Consider the following 17244-nt stretch of genomic DNA (forward strand, 5'->3'; position numbering starts at 1 on the left):
ATCTGATTTCAGCCGTTACACCGTTTCACCGACAGCCGGCCATCGACCGGCACAGCGGGTCCAGGCTCAATGGTTGTAAGCCCGCTCATTGTGCTCGGCCAGGTCCAGCCCCATCTCTTCCACCGATTCATCGGCACGCAAGCCGATCAACGCCTTGATCACCTTGAGAATCACCCAGCTGACGACAAAGCAGTAGGCCGTGGTCAGCGCCACTCCCTTGAGCTGCGCCAGGACCTGCCCGCCCAGGGTCACGCCTTCCACCAGACCGCCCATCGACGGCACGCAGAACACTCCGGTCAACACCGCGCCGATCATGCCGCCGATGCCGTGCAGGCCGAATACATCGAGGCTGTCGTCATAGCCGAAACGTCGTTTCAGCACAGTCACGCTCAGGTAGCAGAACACCCCGCACAGCAGGCCGATGGCCAGGGCACCGCCGACGCCGACATAGGCGCAGGCCGGGGTAATCCCCACCAAACCGGCCAAGGCACCGCTGGCCAGGCCCAGGGCACTGGGTTTGCCGACCTTGAACCATTCGGTGAACATCCAGCCGAGAATGCCGGCACAAGCGCCCAACTGGGTATTGAGCATGACGATCCCCGAAAGCCCGTTGAGACCGCCGCCGGAACCGATATTGAAACCGAACCAGCCGACCCAGAGCATCGCCGCGCCGGCCATGGTCAGGCTCAGGTTGTGCGCCGGCATCGGTTCGTTCTGGTAACCCTTGCGCTTGCCGAGGATCAGACACGCGGCCAGGGCGGCGACCCCGGCATTGATGTGCACCGCGGTGCCGCCGGCAAAGTCGAGTACGCCCCAGTTATGCATCAGGGCTCCGGAACCGCCCCAGACCATATGCGCAACCGGCGCATAGACCAGGGTGAACCAGACCGCCATGAACAACAGCGCCGCCGAGAACTTCATGCGTTCAGCAAAGGCCCCGGCTATCAGCGCCGGAGTGATGATGGCGAAGGTCATCTGGAAGGTCACGAACACCCCTTCCGGGATATCGCCCACCAGGCTGTCGGGCTTCATCCCCGCCAGAAAGGCCCGGCTCAGGCCACCGACAAAGCTGTTGAAGGTCACCTGGCCCTCGACCATGCCAGTGGTGTCGACCACCATGCTGTAGCCATAGATCACCCATAGCACGCCGACCAGCCCGGCCACGCCGAAGCACTGGGTGAACAGCGAAAGCATGTTTTTCGCCCGGACCAGGCCGCCATAGAACAGCGCCAGGCCCGGCAGGCACATGAACAGCACCAGTACCGCCGCGGTGATCATCCAGGCGCTGCTGCCGGTATTGAGGGTCGGGGCATCGGCAGCCTGCGCCAGAGGCGCTATTGCACCGAGGGCCAGCAGCGATAACAGGGACTTGCCAGGTAGACGATTGACCATTGTTGAAGCTCCTGCAAAGGGAATGGAAAGTGTCTGGCAGCGAGCAATGTGAGAGTGGACGGGCCTTGGGGGCCTCTTCGAATAAAAAACGGACAAACAGCGCGCTCCTACAGGGTTTGCGCCCTGTTCAAAATCCTATGGATGGCGGCCCGGCGGGGCCGCGTCGCCCCGCCGGAACGGCTCAGTACCCCGAACCCGGAATCCACGAGGTACCGGCCAACGGCACCCGGGCCATGGCCGCCGATTCCACGGTCAAGGCCACCAGGTCCTCCGGGTCGAGGTTATGCAGGTGCGACTTGCCACAGGCCCGCGCCATGGTCTGCGCCTCCAGCACCAGCACCCGCAGGTAGTTGGCCAGGCGCCGCCCGCCCTCCACCGGATCGAGGCGCTTGGACAGCTCCGGGTCCTGGGTGGTGATCCCCGCCGGGTCACGGCCATTCTGCCAGTCATCGTAGAAGCCGGCCGCCGAACCGATCTTCTTCAACTCTGCGTCCAGCCGCGGATGGTTGTCGCCCAGGGCAATCAACGCCGCCGTGCCGATCGCCACCGCGTCGGCGCCCAGCGCCATGGCCTTGGCCACATCGGCACCATTGCGAATCCCACCCGAGACGATCAACTGCACCTTGCGATGCATGCCCATCTCCTGCAGCGCCTGGACCGCCTGGGGAATCGCCGGCAGGATCGGAATGCCCACGTGTTCGATAAACACTTCCTGGGTCGCCGCCGTGCCGCCTTGCATGCCATCGAGCACAATCACATCGGCACCGGCCTTGACCGCCAGCTTGACGTCGTAATACGGCCGACTGGCACCGATCTTCACGTAGATCGGCTTTTCCCAATCGGTGATTTCGCGCAACTCGGCAATCTTGATCGCCAAATCATCCGGGCCGGTCCAGTCCGGGTGCCGGCAGGCACTGCGCTGGTCGACTCCGATCGGCAGCGTGCGCATCCCGGCCACGCGCTCGGTGACCTTCATGCCCAGCAGCATGCCGCCACCGCCCGGCTTGGCGCCCTGGCCGAGGACGATCTCGATGGCGTCGGCCTTGCGCAGGTCGTCCGGGTTCATGCCGTAGCGCGACGGCAGGTATTGATAGACCAGATGCTGCGATTGCCCGCGCTCTTCCGGGGTCATGCCGCCGTCACCGGTGGTGGTGCTGGTCCCGGCAATGGTCGCGCCACGGCCAAGGGCCTCCTTGGCATTGGCCGACAGCGCGCCGAAGCTCATGCCGGCGATGGTCACCGGGATCTTCAGGTGAAGCGGCTTCTTGGCGAAGCGGTTGCCAAGAATCACGTCGGTCCCGCACTTCTCCCGATAGCCTTCCAGCGGGTAGCGCGACACGCTGGCGCCGAGCAACAGCAAGTCATCGAAGTGCGGCAGCTTGCGCTTGGTGCCGCCACCGCGGATGTCATAGATGCCGGTTTCCGCGGCACGCTGGATTTCCTGGATGGTCAGGCGGTCGAAGGTGGCGGACTCACGCAGCACCGGAGTAGCGGCTTTTGGGTTAACAGGGTCGCTCATGGCAGTTCTCCTCGCGCGGATCAGTACGCGGACGCGTTATCGACTTTGAAGTTGTACAACTGACGGGCCGAGCCATAGCGCTTGAAGCTCGCGGGCGACTCATCGAAACCGGCGCGGTTGAGCAGCTCCCGCAGTTCCTCCAGGTGCTCGGCGCGCATCTCTTTCTCGACGCAGTCCGAGCCCAGCGACTGCACGCGGCCTTTGACGTAGATACGGGTTTCGTAGAGCGAATCGCCGAGGGCATCGCCGGCATCGCCGCACACCACCAGGCGCCCGGCCTGGCCCATGAAGCAGCTCATATGGCCGATGCTGCCGCCGACCACGATGTCGACTCCCTTCATCGAGATCCCGCAACGGGCCCCGGCGTCGCCCTCGATCACCAGCAAGCCGCCATGGGCGGTGGCGCCGGCCGCCTGGGAGGCGCTGCCCTTGATCCGGACCATGCCGGACATCATGTTCTCGGCGACCCCGACCCCGGCATTGCCATGCACGGTGATGCTCGCCTTCTGGTTCATGCCGGCGCAGTAGTAACCGGCATGCCCCTGGATATCGATGGACACGGCCTGGTTCACACCCACCGCGAGGTTGTGCTTGCCATTGGAATGGGTCACCCGCCACTCGCGGTCTTCGACCTGATGGGCCTGGTCATGCAGTGCCTGGTTGAGTTCACGCACGCTGGCAGTGGAAAGATCGATAGTTTTCATAGGTGCGCTCCTTGAGCTGACTCGCGTTCCCAGATGTACATAGTGGCCGGTGCTGGCTCCCAGACCCTGGCGTGTTCGATGCCCGGAAGGCTCGACAACGCCTGATATTCGGAGGCCATGGCCACATAGTCGTCGGTCTCGGCGAGGATCGCCGGCTTGCAGGCGATCGGGTCGCGGATCACGGCGAAACCGTTGCGGGTGCCGATGGCGAACGTGAAGAAGCCGTCCAGATCCTCCAGAGAATGATCCAGCGCTTCTTTCAGCGAGTCGCCCTGCTGCAAGCGCCAGGTCAGGTAGCCGGCGGCCACTTCGGTATCGTTGTCGGTCTCGAAGTGAATGCCTTCGCGCTTGAGTTCCTGACGCAGGCGGAAGTGGTTGGACAGCGAGCCGTTGTGCACCAGGCACAGGTCGGCGCCGGTGGAGAACGGGTGGCTACCTTCCATGGTCACCGCGCTTTCGGTGGCCATCCGGGTGTGGCCAATAATGTGGCTGCCCTTCATGCCGGCGAGGCCAAAACGTTGGGAAATCTCCTCGGGCAAGCCCATGCCCTTGAGGATTTCGATGCTCTGCCCGGCGCTCATGATCCGCACGCTCGGCGCCAGTTCGGCGAGGGCCAGACGTACCGGGGCTTCCTCGGCGTGGATTTTGAGCACGGCGGCGCTGGCATTCTGGAACCAGTCCAGCGAGCAGCCGAGACGCCCCTCCAGCTCGCCCATCAGGGTTTTCCAGGCAAAGCCTTCGGTGGTCGCCTGCAGGGTCAGCTTGACCCAGCCGTCCGCTACTTCATCGCCGTAAATGGCGAAGCCCGCACTGTCCGGGCCACGATCGGTCATGGCCTGCAACATCGGTTCGAAGAGCTTGCCGAGCTGGGATTCCAGCTGCGGATTTTTCAGATAAAGACCTACGATCCCACACATATCAAGTCTCCTTCGGAGGCAGTGAACACCCGGTGCCGTAGCGGGGGCCCGAATGGTTGTCAAAACACACAGTCAGAAAAATTCGGTGTAGCGCTGGATTTCCCAGTCGGAGACATGGCGGCTGTATTCCACCCACTCCATGCGCTTGAGCTTGATGAACTCGCCGACGATTTCCGCGCCCATCACCTCGGCGAACAGCGGGTCTGCTTCCAGGGCGTCACAGGCTTCCTTGAGCGATTGCGGCAAGGTCTTGATGCCCCGCGCGGCGATCTGTTCCAGGCTCAGGCTGTAGAGGTTTTCATTGCAGACGTCATCGATTTCCAGCTGGCGATCGATGCCATCCAGACCGGCGGCGATGATCGCCGCACTGACCAGGTAGGGGTTGCAGCCGGCATCCGGCAGACGGAACTCGAGGCGGCCGTAAGGCACGCGGACCATCGCCGAACGGTTATTCGCGCCGAAGGCGATAAAGGCCGGGGCCCAGGTCGCGCCGGACAGCGAGTTGCCCACTACCAGGCGCTTGTAGGAGTTGACCGTCGGCGCGGCGAAGGCGCACAGCGCCGGGCCATGAGCGAGCAGGCCAGCGGCAAAGTGATAGGCCAGTTTCGACAGGCCCATGCCGCTCGGGTCGCTGGCGTCATGGAACAGGTTCTTGTTCTCGGCGCTGGCGATCGACAGGTGAAAGTGCATGCCGTTGCCGGCGCGCTTCGGATCGGGCTTGGGCATGAACGAACAGATCAGGCCCAGGTCGTTGGCGATCTCGCCGGCAGCCATGCGGAAAAAGGTGAAGCGGTCGGCCGAGGTCAGGGCATCGCTGTAGGTGTAGTTGATCTCGAACTGGCCGTTGGCGTCTTCATGGTCGATCTGATAGACCTCGAAATCCACCGCCTGCAACGCTTCGGTCAGGTGCTCGAGAAACACCCGGGAGCGCGACAGGCCCTTGTAGTCATAGCAAGGCTTGTCGAGATTGTCACTGGCATCGACCGCCTGCAATTTGCCCTCCGCATCCCGGCGGAACAGGCTGAACTCAGGTTCCAGGCCGGTGTTGAGGGTCCAGCCCTTGTCCCGCAGACGCCGGACCTGTTGTTGCAGGACATAGCGGCTGTCATAGGGATGCGGCTGACCGTCGACATGCCCGACACAGACCACACGACCGTACCCCGGCTGCCAGGGCACCGGGGTCAGGGTCGACAGATCGCCACGGGCCATGAAGTCCGGACCGTGAGGCTGCATGCCCATGCCGCAGATGGCGAAACCGGCAAATCCGGCCCCTTCTTCCGCCACCGTCTTGAGCCCACACACGGGCACCGATTTGGTTTTCGCCGCGCCATGGATATCGACAAATTGCGCAAGCACGTACTTGATCCCGTACTTGTCGATGAGACGCTGGGTTTCTGCTGGCAACATAGGGTCTTCACTCCTCGTGAAAAGGCAAAGCGCTAGGGATGGAGTTGACGCTCTCAACCTTCTTTATTCTGCACAAGAAAGTTAATTTCCCATTAGGAATGCAAAGCCCTTGCCAAGTTCACCCATGAGCCGATGCGGCATCAGCAACCGCGCATTTGTGCTGTATATATGGGAAAATTGTTTTCCCTGTGGGAATACAAGCCGCCGGCGAGCCGCGTAGGCGGTCGCCTTGCACTTTCCCAGTGCGAAACTAATATTATTGAACAGAAACCGTGCAGGTCCCGATGAATATGCCGAACGAGCTCGAACCCCGCCTCAAGCTGGAGCAGTACCTGGGCATGCAGATCAAGCGCCAGCGCCTGGCGCAGGATCTGAAACTGTCCGATGTGGCGAAGATCGCCGGTATCAGCCAGGGTATGTTGAGCAAGATCGAGAACGCCCAGGTGTCCACCAGTCTCGATACCCTGAGCCGCCTGTGCGACGTGCTCGGACTGCCGATGTCGAAGTTGTTCAGCCAGTACGACCAGCAGGGCGGCAGTGCCCTGCTGGTCAAGGCCGACCAGGGCATGGAGGTGGTGCGCCGGGGCACGGAGAAAGGCCACACCTATCACCTGCTCAACCACACCCGTGGGCCGAAGAAGAGCTTCGAGGCCTATATGGTCAGCATGGATGACGCCAGCGAGGAGTTTCCGACCTTCTCCCATCCCGGCACCGAATTCCTGCACTTGCTCGAGGGCGAACTGATCTACCGCCACGGCAATCAGCTGTACCGCATGGAGGCCGGCGACAGCCTGACCTTCGAAGGTGAAGTCCCCCACGGTCCCGAGCAATTGGTACAGGTGCCGATCCGCCTGCTGTCGATCATGAACTACGGCAACGACCGCGAATAACCCCTCCCCTGATCCCTCTCCGCGCACGACCGCCTGAAGCGGCGTCGTGCCCGCTGCTATTTCCTGCCAGTTAAAAAACTTTCAGAAACCTCTGGACGTCCCCCGCGAATTTCCCCTATAAAGTCGTAACCAAGAATATTTTATTCTCCATAAGAAAACAGCTTCAGGGATGAAGTCCGCTTCAACGTTGTTTTTATCGCCCTGCGATGAGCTGCCGCCACCCTCCCGAGGACGCGTCATGCAACACGACAAGAACCATTTCATCATCAAGATCAGCTGTCCGGCGGTGTCCGGGATCGTCGCCGCCGTCACCACTTACCTGGCGGACAACGGTTGCTACATCGGGGAGATGGCGCAATTCGACGACGAGTTCAGCGGCAAGTTTTTCATGCGCGCGGTGTTCCGTTTCAACGACGGCCTGCCCGCCGCCATCGAACCGCTCAAGGCCGGCTTCGCCGACGTGGCCAAGGCTTTCGACATGGCCTGGGAGCTGCACGACACCCGCCAGCCGATGCGTGTGCTGCTGATGGTCAGCAAGTTCGACCATTGCCTCACTGACCTGCTCTACCGCTACCACAAGGGCGAGATGGACATGACCATCACCGCCATCGTCTCCAATCACCTGGACCTGCGGCCAATGGCCGAGCGCGAGGGTATCCGCTTCATTTACCTACCAGTGACCCAGGACAGCAAGGCCCGCCAGGAAGCCGAACTGATGACGATCATCGACGACACCCGCACCGACCTGGTGGTCCTGGCCCGCTACATGCAGATCCTCTCCGACGACCTGTGCCGCCAGCTCTCGGGCCGGGCGATCAATATCCACCACTCGTTCCTGCCCGGCTTCAAGGGTGCCAAGCCCTATCACCAGGCCTACCAGCGCGGGGTCAAACTGATTGGCGCCACCGCCCACTACGTCACCAGCGACCTGGATGAAGGGCCGATCATCGAGCAGGAGGTGCAACGGGTCGACCACGTGTACCGCCCCGATGACCTGGTCGCGACCGGGCGCGATACCGAAACCGTGGCCCTGTCCAAGGCGGTCAAGTACCACCTGGAGCACCGGGTTTTCCTCAACCAGGACAGAACGGTGATCTTCCGGTGAACAGCCCCAGACTGATAGATGGCAAGGCCGCCTCGGCGCGGGTCCTGGAACAGGTGCGCGAAGAGGTCGACGACCTGCTCGAACAGGCGATCCAACCGGCGCTGGCGGTGATCCTGGTGGGCAACGACCCGGCCAGCCAGGTCTATGTGCGCAACAAGATCCTGCGCGCCGAGGAAGTCGGCATTCGCTCCCTGGAGCAGCGCCTGCCCAGCGATACCAGCACCGAACAACTGCTGAACCTGATCAAGAGCCTGAACGACGACCGCTCGATCAACGGCATCCTCCTGCAACTCCCGTTGCCGGCACAGATCGACGAATTGCGCGCCCTGGAAGCCATCGACCCGCGCAAGGACGTGGACGGTTTTCACAGTGAAAACGTCGGCGGCCTCAGCCAGGGTCGCGATGTCCTCGCGCCCTGTACCCCCAGCGGTTGCCTGCACCTGCTGGAACAAACCTGTGGCGATCTGCGCGGCAAGCATGCGGTGGTGGTCGGCCGCTCGAACATTGTCGGCAAGCCCATGGCCGCCCTGCTGCTCAAGGCCGATTGCTCGGTTACCGTGCTCCACTCGCGTAGCCGCGAGGCCCAGGCGCTGTGCCGCCAGGCCGATATCGTGATCGCCGCCGTCGGCCGTGCCGGGCTGATCGATGCCAGTTGGCTGAAACCGGGGGCGGTGGTGATCGACGTCGGCATCAATCGCATCAACCTCGACGGCCACAGCCGTCTGGTCGGCGACGTCGATTTCGCCAGCGCCCTGCCCCAGGTCTCGGCGATCACCCCGGTGCCGGGTGGTGTCGGCCCGATGACCATCGCCTTCCTGATGAAAAACACCGTGATCGCCGCCCGCCGGCAACACCAGGCGCAACGCAGCCAATCGGAGGCCGTATGCCATTCAATCTATTGAAATACGGACTGAGCGCCGAATATCCGGTGGAGGTCGACCTACCGCCACCACGGGAACTCAAGCCATCCTATGACGTGGTGATCATCGGCGCCGGCGGCCATGGCCTGGCCACCGCGTACTACCTGTCGCGCTACCACGGCATCCACAATATCGCCGTGCTGGAAAAGGCCTACCTGGGGGGCGGCAACACCGCGCGCAATACCGCGGTGATCCGCTCCAACTACCTCACCAGCGAGGGCGTGCGCTTCTATGCCGAGTCGGTGAAGCTGTTCCAGAACCTCTCCAACGAATTCGACTTCAACATCATGTACTCCGAGCGCGGCCAACTGACCCTGGCCCACACCGATGCGACGGTGCGCTCGTTCCGCCAACGGGCCGAGGTCAACAAGCATTTCGGCGGCCGCACGGAAATGATCGACCGCCAGCAGATTCGCGAACTGGTGCCCAGCCTCAATCTCGACCCTGGCCACCTGCCGGTGATCGCCGGGCTCTGGCATATCGACGGCGCCACCGCGCGCCATGACGCCGTGGCCTGGGGCTACGCCAAGCAGGCGGCCAAGCGCGGGGTGGAGATCCATCAGCTCACCGAGGTCCAGGACCTGGTGATCGAGAACGGTCGGATCCGCGCGCTGAAAACCAATCGCGGCACGGTGCAGTGCGGCTGCGTGGTCCAGGCCATCGCCGGACACAGTTCGCTGCTGATGGCCAAGGCCGGGATCCGCTCGCCGATCCAGACCTTTCCCTTGCAAGCCATGGTCACCCAGCCGTTCAAGCCATTCCTCGACCCGTTGGTGAGCTCCTCGGCGCTGCATTGCTACGTGCAGCAGACCAGCCGTGGCGAAGTGGTGTTCGGTGGCGGTTCCGATCCCTACCCGTTGTTCAACAGCCGTTCGACCCTGGACCTGAAGGAAAGCCTGCTGGCCCACGCCATCGAGATGTTCCCGTTCCTGGCCAATGCCAAGCTGATGCGCCAGTGGGCCGGGATCACCGACATGACCCCGGACTACAGCCCGATCATGGGTCTGTCGCCGGTGGAGAACTACTACCTGGATGCCGGCTGGGGCACCTGGGGCTTCAAGGCCACGCCGATCTGCGGCAAGACCATGGCCGAGCTGGTGGCCAGCGGCGGCCAGGTGCCTGAATTGATCAAGCCATTCGCCCTCGAACGCTTCAGTACCTTCCAGCAAGTCAACGAAATGGGCGCCACGGCGGCCAGCCACTAACGGAGCGCTGACAATGAAAATCCTCAATTGCCCGCTCAACGGGCCGCGCAATATCACCGAGTTCACCTACGGCGGCGAGTTCAAGCCGATGCCGGACCCGGGCACCTGCGGCGATGCCGAGTGGGCGGACTATGTCTTCAACTGCGAAAACCGCGCCGGCGTGGTCCGCGAGTGGTGGATGCACACGCCCTCCAGCTACTGGTTCCTGGCCGAACGCCATACCGTCAGCGACGAGATCATCCGCACCTTCGACGCCAAGGAACTGTTCGCCGCGCGGCTCGACTTCAGCTCACCTCAGTCCCGGGAGATTGCCGGATGAACGCCTCCAACCGCTTGCCCGCCCCCATGGGGCTGCTGATCGATCGCGACCAGCCGCTGGACTTCAGCTTTGATGGCAAGGCCTACCAGGGTCTCAAGGGCGACAGCATCGCCAGCGCCCTGCTCGCCAACGGTCGCTTCCTGCTTTCGCGCTCCTTCAAGTACCACCGTCCCCGTGGCCCGCTGACCATGGCCGGGCAGGATGCCAACAGCCTGGTGCAACTGCCCCGCGAACCCAATGTGCTGGCCGATGCCCATCCCCTGCAGGCCGGCCTGGAGGTCCAGGGGCAGAATTTCAACGGTTCCCTGGACAACGACCGCGATGCCTACCTCGGCAAGTTTTCCAGGTTCATGCCCGTGGGCTTCTATTACCGCTCGTTCTACAAGCCCAAGGGCATGTGGAAAGTCTGGGAACCGATCATTCGCAAGAAAGCCGGCCTGGGCGTGCTCGACCTGAGCTTCCAGCCCGAGTACTACGACAAGGCCTACCTGTTCACCGACCTGGCGGTGATCGGCGCCGGTCCCGCCGGCTTGCAAGCGGCTTTGACTGCCGCCAACCGCGGGGCCCAGGTGCTGCTGATCGAACAGCAACCGCTGCTCGGTGGTGCCCTCGCCTATGCGCGCTTCGATATCGCCGGCAAGCGGGCCGAGCACCTGCGCCGGGAACTGCTCGCCGCGGTGCACGGCCACGCCAATATCCGCGTGCTGAGCGAAGCCACCTGCAACGCCTGGTTCACTGACAATTACCTGCCGGTGATTCAGGGCAAGCGGATGTACAAGGTCCGCGCCCGCCAGTGCCTGGTGTGCAGCGGCTCGTTCGATCAGCCGGTGATTTTCCGCAACAACGACCTGCCCGGCGTGATGCTGTGCAGCGCCGCGCAACGCCTGATGAAGCTCTATGCGGTCAAGCCGGGCAAGCGCGCGGTGGTGTTGACCGGCAACGATGACGGCTACTACACCGCCCTCGACTTGCACGACCAGGGCGTCGAAGTGGCCGCGCTGGTGGACCTGCGCGGTGTCGCCGCCCCGGCCCTGTCCCAGGCCCTGGCGCAACGCAAGATTCGCCATCTGACCGCCAGCACGGTCTATGAAGCCTTGCACGAAAAGGGCCTGCGCCACGTCAACGGCGTGGAGATCCGCAGCATCACCGCTCAAGGCCAGGTCAGCGACAGCGGCCTGCGCCTGGACTGCGACCTGCTCTGCATGTCCGCTGGCTACATGCCGGTGTACCAGTTGCTCTGCCAGGCCGGCGGCAAGCTGGCCTACGACGAGCAGAAGGCCGAGTTCAACCTCAGCGGCCTGCCGGCCAACCTGGCCGTCGCCGGCTCGGCCAATGGTCGCCATGACCTGGACAATGTCCTGGCCGACGGTACCAACGCCGGGCTCGACGCGGCCAGGGCCCTGGGACTGAGCGTTGGCGCCGAGCGCGCGAGCTACGAACGTGAACCCCAGGTGAACTTCGCCTGGCCGATTTTCCCGCACCCCAAGGGCAAGGACTTCGTCGACTTCGACGAGGACCTGCAAGTGCGCGATATCATCAACGCGACGCGCATTGGCTATCGCGATGTGCAGTTGGTCAAGCGCTACTCGACCGTGGGCATGGGCCCGTCCCAGGGCCGCCATTCGGCCTTGCCCACCGCCCGCCTGGTGGCTGCCTCGACCCAGCGCAATATCAGCGAAACCGGCGTGACCACGGCCCGCCCGCCCTTCGTCGCGGAGAAGCTGGCCCATGTCGCCGGCCGCGCCTTCGATCCCTACCGGCAGACGCCGATGCACCAGCGTCACCTGCAAGCCGGCGCGAAAATGATGCCGGCGGGCATCTGGCAACGCCCGGCGTTCTACGGCAAGGCCGAAGACCGCGAGCGCTGCATGCAGGAGGAAGCCCGGCACGTGCGCAACAAGGTCGGCCTGATCGACGTCTCGACCCTCGGCGGCCTCGATATCCGTGGACCGGATGCCGCCGAGCTGCTGAACCGGATGTACACCTTCGCCTTTCTCAAGCAACCGGTGGGGCGCTCGCGTTATGCACTGATGACCAACGAACAGGGCGTGGTGATCGACGACGGCGTCTGCGCGCGTTTCGCCGAGCAGCACTTCTACGTCACCGCCACCACCAGCGGTGTCGACCGGATCTACCAGCAGATGCTCAAGTGGAATGCCCAGTGGCGTCTGGACGTGGATATCACCAACGTCACCGCGGCTCTCTGCGCGGTCAACGTCGCCGGGCCCGACTCGCGCAAGGTCCTGGAACAGCTGTGTCCGGACCTCGACCTGAGCGCCGACGGTTTTCCCTACCTGGCGGTACGCCAGGGCACGGTCGCGGGAATCAAGGCACGGCTGCTGCGGGTCGGTTTCGTCGGTGAGCTGGGCTATGAGATCCACGTTCCGGCCCGTCATGGCCTGGCGCTGTGGGATGCCCTGGTCAGGGCCGGCCAGGCCCACGACATTCGTCCCTTCGGGGTCGAGACCCAGCGTCTGCTGCGCCTGGAAAAGGGCCACGTGATCATCAGCCAGGACACCGACGGCATGACCCACCCGGCGGAGATCGACATGGGTTGGGCGGTCAGTCGCGGCAAGCCGTTCTTCGTCGGTCGGCGCTCGCTGGACATCCTCGAAGCCCAGCCGCTCAAGCGCAAGCTGGTCGGCTTCAGCCTGCCCAAGGGCAGCCCACAACCGTTGGAAGGCCACCTGGTCCTCGACGGCGCGGACATCAGCGGCAACGTCACCTCCTGCGAGTACTCGGCCAGCCTGGACCGGATCATCGGCCTGGCCTATGCCGGGGCCCACCAGAGCGAGCCGGGGCACCAGATTCCGATCCGCGTCGAAGGCGCGATCGTGGTCATGGCCACGGTAGTGAAACTGCCTTTCTTCGATCCCGAAAACCTGCGTCAGGGGCTTTGACTCATGTCCATTTTCGCTACCCACGAGTCCATCGTGACTGCCTTGCCCAGCCACACGCTGAGCGATTTGACCGACCTGCCGCGGGTCGGCTTTCGCGGCCGCGACAGCGCCCGCTATCTACAGGCGCGCGGCTTCAGCCTGCCGGAGCGTCCCAACTGTTGCGTCAGCCAGGAAGATGGCAGCCAGGTCATCAGCTTGTCGGCCAGTGAATACCTGTTGCTCGGCAGCCCCCGGGACCAGGGCCGGCGCATCGCCGCCGAGGAGGCCCGCTGGGAACTCGACGCTCACGCCAACTACCTGCTGCCGCGCCAGGACAGCCATGCCTGGTTGCAGCTGAGTGGCGAGAGGATTGCCGAGGTGATGGCCAAGCTCTGCGGGGTCGACCTGCGGCCCCAGGCCTTCGGACCCGGGGCGGTGGCGCAGACAGCGGCGGCGCGAATCAATGTCATCGTGATCAATCCCCCGGCGACCGAGCTGGCGACATTCCATATCCTCTTCGATCGGGCATCGCTCAGCTATTTCCGCGACGCGCTGCTCGACGCCCTGGAGGAGTTCGGGATGCCGGCCTAAGGGGATGCGGGCGGGACGCGGCGGACACATGGAAAAACCTCACCGCAGCCATTCAAAGCTGCTGTGAGGCAAAGCGGCCCTTTCCCGCCTGCTTGGCTTCATACATTCGGCTGTCCGCCTCGCGCAACAGTTGCGTCGCGGTTCTCAGGTCGTCGCGCATGAACACCGCAATCCCGATGCTCACCCCCACCCGCACGCTGTCCGAACCGATCAGGACCGGCTCATTGATCAGTTGAATCAGCTTGCGCGCCAATTGCTCGGCATCCTCGGCCCCTCCGAACTGGCCCTCGACCACGGCGGTGAACTCATCGCCCGCCAGCCGGAACACCGCATCCGTCTCCCGCAGGCCGGTCTTCAGCCGGTCGGCCACGACCCGCAGCAATACGTCGCCGACTTCATGACCGAAGGAATCGTTGACCGCCTTGAAACCATCCAGGTCAAGAAACAGCACCGCCAGGGGCACACCGATCCGGCGCGCCCGGGCCATCGCATTGGGCAGGTATTCGAGCAGGGAGCGGCGGTTGGGCAAGCCGGTCAGGGTATCGGTCAAGGCTTCTTTCTCGCGGCGTTCGGCCATGGCCTTGCGTTCGGTGATGTCGTGCAGGAAAACACTGAAAAATCGTTGCCCATCGATTTCGACCGGACTGACACGCACCTCGACGGGGAAAATCATGCCGTCGCGACGCAGCGCCGAGATTTCCAGGCGCTGGCGCAAGGGCCAGTCATCGCCAGTGGCGAGATATTCTCGCCACCCCGCCAGATAGGCGTCCCGCATCGCCTCGGGAATCACCAGCTGTTCGAATGACTGGCCCAGCGCTTCATCGCGGGACCAGCCGAAGGTGGTCTCGGCCATTCTGTTCCAGGCCCGCACCGACCCGGACTCATCGACACTCACATAGGCATCGCTGGCGTGCTCCAGCACCGCCGACAACTCCGCCTCGCGCTGTCTGAGTTCGCGGTCGGCCAGCAGCCGTTGAATCATGGTGTGGGAAAGCATCTCGTTGGTCCGCAACAATTCGGCGGTGCGCTCCTCGACACGCTGCTCCAGGCTATGGCGCAACGCCAGCAGGGAAGCCTCGGTTTCCTTTCGCCGCTGAATGTTCTGGACCGTCGCGATGTAGTACTCCAGATCACCCCTCACCGACAGCAGCCGGGTCACATGCAGGTCTACCCAGACAGAGGAGCCGTCCTTGTGCCGATACCTTTTCTCGAGCTGGTAACGATCGATCTCGCCGTTATTCAACTGACGCAACAGATTCAAATCACTGTCCAGGTCATCGGGATGAGTGATGTCCTGGAAGGTCAACGCCATGAGCTCGTCGAGGTCGTAACCGATGATCGAGCAGAACGCACTGTTGATGCTGAGGAAGCGCCCGTTGCCCGCGACCGCCGCGAGCCCTATGGGGGCCAGGGCAAACGCGGTTTTCAGGCGCGCCTCGCTGGCCGCGACGGCGGCCAAGGATTGGCTGGCATGTGAGCGGGACAGCAGCGCGGCCTCGCGTATCTGGAATTCGCGACTGACAAGCCCGGCAAAATCTTCCAGCACCTGCCGTTGCTCAGCGGTGAACGTCCGCGCCTTGCAATCCATCGCACAGAGCGTTCCCAGTGCATAGCCGTCGATGGAACGGATCGGCGTTCCCGCGTAGAAACGGATATAGGGGCTGCTGGTGACCAGCGGACTGGATGAAAACCGTGGATCGTTCAGCGCATCGGAAATCACCGTCGTCTGCTCTTGCTCTATGGCGACCGTGCAGAAGGAGATATCCCGAGGGGTCTGCTTGACGGCCATGCCGACCTTGGACTTGAACCACTGGCGGTCGCTGTCGACCAGCGAGATCAGCGCAATGGGCACTTCAAGGGTAGTGGCCAGCAACCGGGTGAGGCGATCAAAAACCGGCTCTGCCTCGGTGTCGAGCACCTCCAGAGCATGCAACAGCTTTAAACGTCCAACTTCAGTGTGGGACAAAATCGACGACCTCTCTCAGCGGGTTCGACTGCGTCCTCTGCGTGGTATCGACAGATCCCGAAGACTGTTCGCAGCGACTCGCTCTGGGCGTGTAGTGGAGCCGCGGCACACGCTGGGCACGGCTTGTTGGTAACAGCATATGCCAATCTGGGTGGGCTTCAACAAGCCGATGGTATTAGACTGCGCGGGGTGATGACGCGTGGATCACCTGGCCAACGATCAAAGGACGAGCACGATGAGCCGCACCAGCCATATTTGCCTGATGGCGAACTATAACGAGTGGATGAACGCCAAGCTCTATGAATCGGCCAAAAGCTTGTCCGAAGAAGAACTGGCCACCGACAGAAAAGCCTTCTTTGGCTCGATTCTCGGGACGTTGAACCATCTGACGGCCGGAGACACCGTATGGCTGCAGCGATTCGCCCGGCACCCGGCGCAATACCGGGCCCTGGAGCCGATTCGGGCACTGCCCGCCCCCAAGCGCCTCGACCAGTTACTGTTTCCCGGGTTCCAGGAGCTTGCGGCACATCGGCTCTGGCTCGACCAGATCATCGTCGAATGGTCGCGTTCAGTGACGGAAACGGAGCTGGATCAGCCCCTCCACTACGCAAGCATGCAAGGAATAGCGGCGGACAGGAATTTTTATGGCCTGGTCATGCATTTCTTCAACCACCAGACCCATCACCGCGGCCAAGTCACCACCTTGCTGTCGCAAGCGGGCATCGACGTTGGTGCGACGGATCTGCTGGTACTCATTCCCGACGAGTCCCAGGCTTAGTCAGAAAGCCGAGCCAAGCAGGCCGAGCCGATAAGCCCATTGGGTCATATCGGCGGCATTGTGTGCGTCCAGCTTTTTCATCAGATTCAGTCGATGGGTTTCCACGGTTTTGAGGCTTATACACAAGATCTCGGCAACGTCTCGATTCCGCGAGCCTTCGGCAACCAGCTTCAGGACCTGCCGTTCTCGCTCGGTCAGGGTGACACCGCTGACCGCCCGCCCACCGCTGCGCAGCGCCATGACTTGAGCGGCATCGAGGCCGGCATCGACATGGATTTTCCCCGCCCGCACCTGGGCGATGGCCTGGAGCAGATCCTCCCGTCGGCTGCGCTTGAGCACATAGCCGACCGCGCCAGCCTCCAGCGCCAGCGCGGCGTTATGTTCGGAGACCGTGGAAGTCAGCGCGATGATCAGGATGTCGGGCCAGCGCCTGGCGATCAAGGTCAGGGCCGAGACACCATCGAGCAACGGCATGTTCAGGTCCATCAGCACCAGATCGGGTTGCAAGGCGCGGCACATGGCAATGGCTTGCCGTCCGTCTTCGGCCTCCCCCGCCAGGCTCAATTCCGGCACATCGGCCAGCAGGGCGCGCAACCCTTCGCGAATCATTGCGTGATCATCCACCAGCAGCAAACGGCACTCAGGCATCTTC

15 protein-coding genes are annotated in these 17244 nt (G+C 63.1%); 8 read left to right on the forward strand and 7 right to left on the reverse strand.

What is annotated here, in order from left to right; genetic code table 11:
- Positions 1–66 precede the first annotated feature (66 nt).
- From PFEN_RS14915 to glnT, 5 genes are all read right to left on the reverse strand, one after another.
- Positions 67–1392, reverse strand: a complete 1326-nt coding sequence (locus PFEN_RS14915) for an ammonium transporter (protein ID WP_191487586.1) — start codon at positions 1390–1392, stop codon at positions 67–69.
- A gap of 181 nt (positions 1393–1573) precedes the next feature.
- A complete protein-coding gene (locus PFEN_RS14920; RefSeq protein WP_191487587.1) occupies positions 1574–2911 on the reverse strand; it encodes an FMN-binding glutamate synthase family protein in 1338 nt (445 codons plus the stop codon).
- Between the two features lie 20 nt (positions 2912–2931).
- A complete protein-coding gene (locus PFEN_RS14925; RefSeq protein ID WP_191487588.1) occupies positions 2932–3615 on the reverse strand; it encodes a protein glxC in 684 nt (227 codons plus the stop codon).
- Positions 3612–4532 carry a class II glutamine amidotransferase gene (locus PFEN_RS14930; RefSeq protein WP_191487589.1) on the reverse strand — a complete coding sequence of 307 codons (921 nt, stop codon included), beginning with the start codon at positions 4530–4532 and terminating at the stop codon, positions 3612–3614. Before PFEN_RS14930 ends, PFEN_RS14925 begins: the two co-directional genes overlap by 4 nt.
- Positions 4533–4604: 72 nt before the next feature.
- Positions 4605–5939 (reverse strand): type III glutamate--ammonia ligase, encoded by a 1335-nt coding sequence (gene glnT, locus PFEN_RS14935; RefSeq protein ID WP_191487590.1) that lies wholly within the window; start codon positions 5937–5939, stop codon positions 4605–4607.
- A 284-nt stretch (positions 5940–6223) separates the two neighbouring features.
- Here glnT and PFEN_RS14940 point away from each other — a divergent pair, with 284 nt between their 5' ends.
- The 7 genes from PFEN_RS14940 to PFEN_RS14970 all read left to right on the forward strand — a co-directional run bounded on the left by PFEN_RS14940 (position 6224) and on the right by PFEN_RS14970 (position 13848).
- A complete protein-coding gene (locus PFEN_RS14940; RefSeq protein ID WP_191487591.1) occupies positions 6224–6829 on the forward strand; it encodes a helix-turn-helix domain-containing protein in 606 nt (201 codons plus the stop codon).
- 238 nt (positions 6830–7067) lie between these two features.
- A complete protein-coding gene (gene purU, locus PFEN_RS14945) occupies positions 7068–7934 on the forward strand; it encodes a formyltetrahydrofolate deformylase (protein ID WP_191487592.1) in 867 nt (288 codons plus the stop codon).
- A complete protein-coding gene (gene folD, locus PFEN_RS14950) occupies positions 7931–8836 on the forward strand; it encodes a bifunctional methylenetetrahydrofolate dehydrogenase/methenyltetrahydrofolate cyclohydrolase FolD (protein ID WP_191487593.1) in 906 nt (301 codons plus the stop codon). The genes purU and folD overlap by 4 nt, the downstream gene beginning before the upstream one ends.
- On the forward strand, positions 8818–10059 hold the full coding sequence (locus PFEN_RS14955) for an FAD-dependent oxidoreductase (protein WP_191487594.1): 1242 nt from the start codon (positions 8818–8820) through the stop codon (positions 10057–10059). Before folD ends, PFEN_RS14955 begins: the two co-directional genes overlap by 19 nt.
- A 13-nt stretch (positions 10060–10072) precedes the next feature.
- Positions 10073–10378 (forward strand): sarcosine oxidase subunit delta, encoded by a 306-nt coding sequence (locus PFEN_RS14960; RefSeq protein WP_191487595.1) that lies wholly within the window; start codon positions 10073–10075, stop codon positions 10376–10378.
- The gene (locus PFEN_RS14965; protein WP_191487596.1) at positions 10375–13278 is read left to right on the forward strand and encodes a 2Fe-2S iron-sulfur cluster-binding protein; all 2904 of its coding nucleotides are present in this window, start codon (positions 10375–10377) and stop codon (positions 13276–13278) included. Before PFEN_RS14960 ends, PFEN_RS14965 begins: the two co-directional genes overlap by 4 nt.
- Before the next feature lie 3 nt (positions 13279–13281).
- A complete protein-coding gene (locus PFEN_RS14970) occupies positions 13282–13848 on the forward strand; it encodes a sarcosine oxidase subunit gamma (RefSeq protein WP_191487597.1) in 567 nt (188 codons plus the stop codon).
- 52 nt (positions 13849–13900) lie between these two features.
- Here the strand turns inward: PFEN_RS14970 and PFEN_RS14975 are convergent, their stop codons facing one another.
- Positions 13901–15814, reverse strand: coding sequence for a PAS domain S-box protein (locus PFEN_RS14975; protein ID WP_224770968.1), 1914 nt, complete (start codon positions 15812–15814; stop codon positions 13901–13903).
- A gap of 235 nt (positions 15815–16049) precedes the next feature.
- On the opposite strand from PFEN_RS14975, the gene PFEN_RS14980 reads away from it, so the two are divergent.
- The gene (locus tag PFEN_RS14980) at positions 16050–16592 is read left to right on the forward strand and encodes a DinB family protein (protein ID WP_191487598.1); all 543 of its coding nucleotides are present in this window, start codon (positions 16050–16052) and stop codon (positions 16590–16592) included.
- Here the strand turns inward: PFEN_RS14980 and PFEN_RS14985 are convergent, their stop codons facing one another.
- Entirely contained in the window at positions 16593–17240 is a 648-nt protein-coding gene (locus PFEN_RS14985; protein WP_191487599.1) for a response regulator, read from the reverse strand. It abuts the gene before it with no gap.
- Positions 17241–17244 lie beyond the last annotated feature (4 nt).

Source organism: Pseudomonas sp. FEN (genome assembly GCF_904067045.1).
Lineage (GTDB): Bacteria > Pseudomonadota > Gammaproteobacteria > Pseudomonadales > Pseudomonadaceae > Aquipseudomonas.

Bases quoted from the DNA above. Each gene is read 5' to 3' on its own strand.
- PFEN_RS14915 (WP_191487586.1), bottom strand. From the start codon at position 1,392: ATGGTCAATCGTCTACCTGGCAAGTCCCTGTTATCGCTGCTGGCCCTC.
- PFEN_RS14920 (WP_191487587.1), bottom strand. From the start codon at position 2,911: ATGAGCGACCCTGTTAACCCAAAAGCCGCTACTCCGGTGCTGCGTGAG.
- PFEN_RS14925 (WP_191487588.1), bottom strand. From the start codon at position 3,615: ATGAAAACTATCGATCTTTCCACTGCCAGCGTGCGTGAACTCAACCAG.
- PFEN_RS14930 (WP_191487589.1), bottom strand. From the start codon at position 4,532: ATGTGTGGGATCGTAGGTCTTTATCTGAAAAATCCGCAGCTGGAATCC.
- glnT (WP_191487590.1), bottom strand. From the start codon at position 5,939: ATGTTGCCAGCAGAAACCCAGCGTCTCATCGACAAGTACGGGATCAAG.
- PFEN_RS14940 (WP_191487591.1), top strand. From the start codon at position 6,224: ATGAATATGCCGAACGAGCTCGAACCCCGCCTCAAGCTGGAGCAGTAC.
- purU (WP_191487592.1), top strand. From the start codon at position 7,068: ATGCAACACGACAAGAACCATTTCATCATCAAGATCAGCTGTCCGGCG.
- PFEN_RS14955 (WP_191487594.1), top strand. From the start codon at position 8,818: ATGCCATTCAATCTATTGAAATACGGACTGAGCGCCGAATATCCGGTG.
- PFEN_RS14960 (WP_191487595.1), top strand. From the start codon at position 10,073: ATGAAAATCCTCAATTGCCCGCTCAACGGGCCGCGCAATATCACCGAG.
- PFEN_RS14965 (WP_191487596.1), top strand. From the start codon at position 10,375: ATGAACGCCTCCAACCGCTTGCCCGCCCCCATGGGGCTGCTGATCGAT.
- PFEN_RS14970 (WP_191487597.1), top strand. From the start codon at position 13,282: ATGTCCATTTTCGCTACCCACGAGTCCATCGTGACTGCCTTGCCCAGC.
- PFEN_RS14980 (WP_191487598.1), top strand. From the start codon at position 16,050: ATGAGCCGCACCAGCCATATTTGCCTGATGGCGAACTATAACGAGTGG.
- PFEN_RS14985 (WP_191487599.1), bottom strand. From the start codon at position 17,240: ATGCCTGAGTGCCGTTTGCTGCTGGTGGATGATCACGCAATGATTCGC.